Annotated in this window: 6 protein-coding genes; 5 read left to right on the forward strand and 1 reads right to left on the reverse strand. The window is 71.3% G+C overall.

Annotation, left to right across the window (positions count from 1 at the left end; translation table 11 throughout):
* Positions 1–240: 240 nt before the first annotated feature.
* The 3 genes from PLP61_RS13800 to ilvC are packed head-to-tail and all read left to right on the forward strand — an operon-like array spanning position 241 to position 3,625.
* Positions 241–2,001, forward strand: coding sequence for an acetolactate synthase large subunit (locus PLP61_RS13800; RefSeq protein WP_502889062.1), 1,761 nt, complete (start codon positions 241–243; stop codon positions 1,999–2,001).
* Entirely contained in the window at positions 1,998–2,546 is a 549-nt protein-coding gene (ilvN, locus tag PLP61_RS13805; protein WP_324503318.1) for an acetolactate synthase small subunit, read from the forward strand. Before PLP61_RS13800 ends, ilvN begins: the two co-directional genes overlap by 4 nt.
* Positions 2,546–3,625 (forward strand): ketol-acid reductoisomerase, encoded by a 1,080-nt coding sequence (gene ilvC, locus PLP61_RS13810; protein ID WP_502889063.1) that lies wholly within the window; start codon positions 2,546–2,548, stop codon positions 3,623–3,625. Before ilvN ends, ilvC begins: the two co-directional genes overlap by 1 nt.
* Positions 3,626–3,644: 19 nt before the next feature.
* Here ilvC and PLP61_RS13815 read toward each other — a convergent pair whose 3' ends face one another.
* Entirely contained in the window at positions 3,645–4,172 is a 528-nt protein-coding gene (locus PLP61_RS13815) for a GNAT family N-acetyltransferase (RefSeq protein ID WP_324503320.1), read from the reverse strand.
* Between the two features lie 118 nt (positions 4,173–4,290).
* On the opposite strand from PLP61_RS13815, the gene efeU reads away from it, so the two are divergent.
* Positions 4,291–5,160, forward strand: a complete 870-nt coding sequence (gene efeU / locus PLP61_RS13820) for an iron uptake transporter permease EfeU (protein WP_324503321.1) — start codon at positions 4,291–4,293, stop codon at positions 5,158–5,160.
* A 25-nt stretch (positions 5,161–5,185) separates the two neighbouring features.
* Positions 5,186–6,340, forward strand: coding sequence for an iron uptake system protein EfeO (efeO, locus tag PLP61_RS13825; protein ID WP_324503322.1), 1,155 nt, complete (start codon positions 5,186–5,188; stop codon positions 6,338–6,340).
* The last annotated feature ends 154 nt before the right edge of the window (positions 6,341–6,494 follow it).

Below are 6,494 nucleotides of genomic sequence, written 5' to 3' on the forward strand. Positions count from 1 at the left end.
CACATGGTGGACTCGCTGTTCCGTATGCTGGGACGCGTCGCACACCGACTTGACGGCCGCCGCCCGCGACGGGGACCGTAGGACCATGCGCACCGAGATCCTCGTACGCACGCGACGCGTGAGCTGAGAGCCCAGGCTCCTCCGCCCGCGCGTCATCCCCTCGTCGCCCACCGTGGCCGAGGGGTTTTTTGTTGGGCCCACCACGGCGCACCGCCACCACAGCAACGAACAGGAACGCAGATGAGCGAGCAGGAGGCCGCCGGCCAGGTCACCGGCGCGCAGAGCCTGATCAGGTCCCTCGAGCACGCCGGTGCCGACACGATCTTCGGCATCCCCGGCGGCGCCATCCTCCCGGCGTACGACCCGCTCATGGACTCCACCAGGATCCGCCACATCCTGGTCCGTCACGAGCAGGGTGCCGGACACGCCGCCCAGGGTTACGCCGCCGCGACGGGACGCGTGGGGGTGTGCATGGCCACGTCGGGTCCCGGGGCCACCAACCTGGTGACCCCGCTCGCGGACGCGCACATGGACTCGGTCCCGATCGTCGCCGTGACCGGGCAGGTGGGTGCGGCGATGATCGGCACCGACGCGTTCCAGGAGGCCGACATCCGGGGCATCACCATGCCCGTCACCAAGCACAACTTCCTGGTCACCGACCCGGCCGAGATTCCGCGCACCATCGCCGAGGCCTTCCACATCGCCTCGACGGGACGGCCCGGACCGGTTCTGGTCGACGTCGCCAAGTCGGCCCTGCAGGCGATGACCACGTTCGCGTGGCCGACCGAGCTCTCCCTGCCGGGCTACCGGCCGGTCACCCGACCGCACAGCAAGCAGGTCCGCGAGGCGGCCCGGCTGATCCTGGAGTCGCGGCGACCCGTGCTCTACGTCGGCGGTGGCACCATCCGGGCCAACGCCTCCCGTGAGCTGCGGGTGCTTGCCGAGCTCACCGGGATCCCCGTGGTCACCACGTTGATGGCACGCGGGGCGTTCCCGGACAGCCACCCCCAGCACCTGGGGATGCCCGGGATGCACGGCACGGTGGCCGCCGTCGCCGCGCTGCAGCGCAGCGACCTCATCATCAGCCTGGGCGCGCGCTTCGACGACCGGGTCACCGGCAACCTCGACTCCTTCGCCCCCCACGCCAAGGTGATCCACGCCGACATCGACCCCGCCGAGATCGGGAAGAACCGGTACGCCGATGTGCCCATCGTCGGCGACTGCCGTGAGGTGATCAGCGACCTGGTCGTGGCGCTGCGGGCCGAGGGGGAGGCCGGGCGGTCCGGCGACTACGAGGCCTGGGTGGACTTCCTGGTCGCGACCCGGGAGCGGTACCCGCTGGGCTACGACCGGCCCAGCGACGGCAGCCTCGCGCCGCAGTACGTGATGGAGCGGTTGGGCGCGCTGGTCGGTCCCGAGGCGGTCTACGTCGCTGGCGTGGGACAGCACCAGATGTGGGCGGCCCACTACGTCGGCTACGAGAACCCCCGCACGTGGATCAACTCGGGTGGTCTGGGCACGATGGGGTTCTCGGTCCCGGCCGCGATGGGCGCCAAGGTCGGACGGCCCGAGGCCACGGTGTGGTCCATCGACGGCGACGGCTGCTTCCAGATGACCAACCAGGAGCTGGCCACCTGCTCGATCGAGGGGATCCCGATCAAGGTGGCCGTCATCAACAACGAGTCGCTCGGCATGGTTCGCCAGTGGCAGACGCTGTTCTACAACGAGCGCTACTCCAACACCGACCTGCACTCCAAGCGGATCCCCGACTTCGTCAGGCTGGCCGAGGCCTACGGATGCGTGGGGCTGTCGTGCGACTCGCCGGGGGAGGTGGACGCGACCATCGCCAAGGCGATGGAGATCGACGACCTGCCGGTGGTCGTGGACTTCCGGGTGCACCGCGACGCGATGGTCTGGCCGATGGTCGCCGCGGGGACCAGCAACGACGACATCAAGTACGCCCGCGACCTGGCGCCGGACTTCGAGAAGGACGACCTGTGAGCAAGCACACCCTGAGCGTCCTGGTGGAGGACAAGCCCGGCGTGCTGGCCCGGATCGCAGGGCTGTTCAGCCGCCGCGGCTTCAACATCGACAGCCTCGCCGTGGGGCCCACCGAGCTGCCCGACGTGTCTCGGATGACGATCGTGGTCAGCGTGGAGGACCTGCCCCTGGAGCAGGTCACCAAGCAGCTCAACAAGCTGGTCGAGGTCATCAAGATCGTCGAGCTCGACGGGCCCGGCTCGGTCAACCGTGAGCTCCTGCTGGTCAAGGTCAGGGCCGACGTCGACACCCGCGGGCAGGTCCTCGACGCCGTCCAGCTGTTCAAGGCCCGGGTCGTCGACGTCGCCCCCGAGGCGGTCACCATCGAGATCACCGGGAACGCCGACAAGCTGGCCGACTTCCTCCGGATCATCGAGCCCTTCGGGATCCGGGAGCTCGTCCAGTCCGGCATGGTCGCGATCGGCCGCGGCGCCCGGTCCATCAGCGAGCGCACCGTGCGCCCGGTCCCCGTCCCGCCACCCTCCGCCGGGGTCGGCGGAGCCTGATCCCACCCGAGTCCGACGCCAACCGGCACCAGCAAGAAGGAGAGCCCACCGTGGCTGAGATGTTCTACGACGACGACGCCGACCTGTCCCTGATCCAGGGCAAGCACGTGGCGGTCCTGGGCTACGGCAGCCAGGGGCACGCCCACTCGCTGTCCCTGCGCGACTCCGGTGTCGACGTCCGCGTCGGGCTGCCCGAGGGCTCCAAGAGCCGGGCGAAGGCCGAGGCGGAGGGGCTGCGGGTGCTGACTCCCGCCGAGGCGGTCGAGGAGGCCGACGTCATCGTCATCCTGGCCCCCGACCACGTGCAGCGCCGGCTGTACGCCGAGGCCGTCGAGCCGAACCTGGCCGAGGGCGACACGCTGGTCTTCGGCCACGGCTTCAACATCCGGTTCGGCTACATCACTCCGCCTGCGGGGGTGGACGTCTTCATGGTCGCCCCCAAGGGGCCGGGTCACCTGGTCCGGCGCGAGTTCGTCGACGGCCGCGGCGTCCCCGTCCTGGTGGCGGTCGAGAAGGACGAGTCCGGCGGCACCTGGCCGCTGGCGCTGTCGTACGCCAAGGCGATCGGCGGTCTGCGCGCCGGTGGGATCAGGACCACCTTCACCGAGGAGACCGAGACGGACCTGTTCGGCGAGCAGGCGGTGCTGTGCGGCGGCGCCTCCCAGCTGGTCATGTACGGCTTCGAGGTGCTCACCGAGGCCGGCTACCAGCCCGAGGTCGCCTACTTCGAGTGCCTCCACGAGCTGAAGCTGATCGTGGACCTGATGTACGAGGGCGGGATCGCCAAGCAGCGCTGGTCGGTCTCGGACACCGCCGAGTACGGCGACTACGTCTCCGGCCCCCGGGTCATCGACGAGCACGTGAAGGAGAACATGAAGGCGGTGCTCGCCGACATCCAGAACGGCTCCTTCGCCGCGCGCTTCATCGCCGACCAGGACGCCGGCGCTCCGGAGTTCAAGGCGCTGCGCGCGAAGGCCGAGCAGCACCCCATCGAGCAGACCGGGCGCGAGCTGCGCAAGCTGATGGCGTGGGTGAAGTCCCACGACACCGACTACGTCGAGGGCACCGCCACCCGCTGAACCACGCGGACGTCCCCCGTCAGCGCTCGGCCGGGGTCACGGAGAACACCCGCATCGGGACGTCGTACCACTCCTGGCCCCGGTCGAGCTCGCGCATGCCCAGCCGGCGGCACACGGCCTGGGACCGGGTGTTGTCGAGGTGGGTGAGGGCGAGGACCTCCGGAAGGCCGAGGGCGAAGCCGTGGTCCAGCAGCGCGGCCGCCGCCTCGGTGGCCCAGCCGTGGCCCCACGAGTCCGGGTGGAGGTGCCAGGCGATCTCCACGGCGCCGTCCGGGTCGGGCTCGCCCGGGAGCCGCGCCAGCAGCACCGTGCCCGCCACCTGACCGGTCCCGGCGACCTCGACGGCCCAGACGCCGAGCGGGGGGAGCGCCCCACGCGCCGCCCAGCGGTCGACCGCCCGGTGCGCCTCGCCGAGGTCGGCCATCGGCCGCGGCGGGCCGTCGCCCAGCCAGCGCACCACCTCGAGGCAGGAGTAGACGGCCAGCACCCGCTCCGCGTCCTCGTGCCGCCAGGGGCGCAGGAGCAGCCGCTCGGTGGGGATCGACACGGACCCACCCTGGCACGGCGGGGTTCCGCGGACCAGAACGCCGGCAGCGCAGTGGCCACCACATCTGTTAGGTTAGGCAGACCTAAGTAAGTCATGCCTTACCTGAAGGGGTTCCGGGGTGTTCGCCAACTACCTCATCGGCCTGCGCGAAGGGCTGGAAGCCGCGCTGGTCGTCAGCATCCTCATCGCCTACGTCGTCCGCACCGACCGCCGCGAGCTGCTGCCGCGGATCTGGGCGGGCGTGGCGCTGGCGGTCGGCGTGAGCCTGCTGTTCGGTGCCGCCCTCACCTTCGGGCCGCGCGGCCTGACCTTCGAGGCCCAGGAGATGATCGGCGGCACCCTCTCGATCCTCTCCGTCGGCCTCGTCACCTGGATGATCTTCTGGATGGCCGGCGCCGCCCGAGGCATGGGCGCCCAGCTGCGCGGCAAGGTGGACGAGGCCGCTGGGAAGGCCCGGTGGTCGCTCGCTCTCGTCGCCATGCTGGCCGTCGGGCGCGAAGGGCTGGAGACCGCCCTGTTCCTCTGGGCCGCGACGAAGGCGACCACCAGCGACGGGGGGTCCACCTGGGCGCCGCTCGTCGGGGCGGGCCTGGGCCTGGCCACGGCGGTGCTGCTGGGCTGGCTGTTCTACCGCGGGGCGCTGCGGATCAACCTCACCGCGTTCTTCACCTGGACCGGGGCCTTCCTCATCATCGTCGCCGGCGGCGTGCTGTCCTACGGCGTCCACGACCTGCAGGAGGCCGGCGTGCTTCCCGGGCTGAACAACCTGCTCTTCGACGTCTCCGACGTGATCGACCCCGGCACCTGGTACGCCACCCTGCTCAAGGGGATCTTCAACTTCAGCCCCGCGACCACCGTGCTCGAGGCGGTGGCGTGGGTGGCCTACGTCGTCCCGACCATGCTCGTGTACCTCAACCGGGTACGCCGCCCGGCGCCGGCCCCGACCGCACCCGTGCCGTCCGCCGTGGCCGGCCCGCCCGCCTCCTGATCCCTCGCCACCCGGAGCAGCCACCATGCGTCTCTTCCACCCTGCCCTGTCCCTCGCCGTGCTGCCGCTGCTGGCCGCCTGCACCGAGAACGTCGACGCCGACCCCGGCGACCCGCGGTCGCTGACCGTCACCTCCAGCGACACCGAGTGCGAGCTGTCGTCCACCGAGGCCCCCGCCGGCAACCTGGCCTTCACGGTGAACAACACCGGCTCGAACGTCACCGAGTTCTACCTGCTCGCCGAGGACGGCCTGCGCATCGTCGGGGAGGTGGAGAACATCGGACCCGGCCTGGACCGGGCGCTGGTGGTGTCCGCCCCCGCCGGCAGCTACGTCACCGTCTGCAAGCCCGGCATGAAGGGTGAGGGGCTGCGTGCAGGCTTCACCGTGACCGAGTCCGGCGAGGCCGTCGAGATCTCCGCCGACGACCAGGCGCTGATCGACCAGGCGACGGCCAACTACCAGGCCTACGTCCAGGACCAGTCCGACCAGCTCGTGGCCAAGACCCGGGAGTTCGTCGCCCTCTACCAGGCCGGCGACGACGACGCCGCCCGCGCCCTCTACCCCGAGGCGCGCACCCACTGGGAGCGGATCGAGACGGTGGCGGAGTCCTTCGGCGACCTCGACCCGCGCATGGACGCCCGCGAGGCCGACCTCGAGCCGGGCCAACGGTGGACCGGGTGGCACCGCATCGAGAAGGACCTCTGGCCCGAGCGGGCGGAGGACTACACGCCACTGACCTCCGCGCAGCGCGCCGTGTTCGCCCAGGACCTGCTCCGGAACACCACCGTCCTGGACCGGCGCCTCGACGACCTCACCTTCAGCATCGACCAGATCGCGAACGGGTCACGCGGCCTCCTCGAGGAGGTGGCCACCGGCAAGATCACCGGGGAGGAGGAGTACTGGTCGCGCACGGACCTGTGGGACTTCCAGGCCAACGTCGACGGCGCCCGGGTCGCCTACGAGGGCGTGCAGCCGATCCTGGAGCGCACGGACCCCGAGCTGGCCCGGACCCTGACCGCCGAGTTCGCCGACCTCCAGGCGCTGCTCGACGCGCAGCGTGACGGCGACGGGTTCCGCTCCTACGACGAGCTGACGCCCGAGCAGGTCAAGGAGCTGGCGGACGCGGTCAACGCCCTGTCCGAGCCCCTGTCGCAGCTGACCGCCTCCGTCCTGCGATGACCGCGCGGGTCACCCGCCGGGGGCTGCTGGGTGGTACGGCGCTCGCGGCCGGCTCCGCGGGGGGCGGCTTTGCGGCCGGGCGCGTGACCGCCGACCGGGCGCCGTGTGCGGGCCGCACGCCCAGGGCGTACGACTACCACGGCGCCCACCAGGG

Source organism: Nocardioides sp., from assembly GCF_035429765.1.
Classification (GTDB): Bacteria; Actinomycetota; Actinomycetes; order Propionibacteriales; family Nocardioidaceae; genus Nocardioides.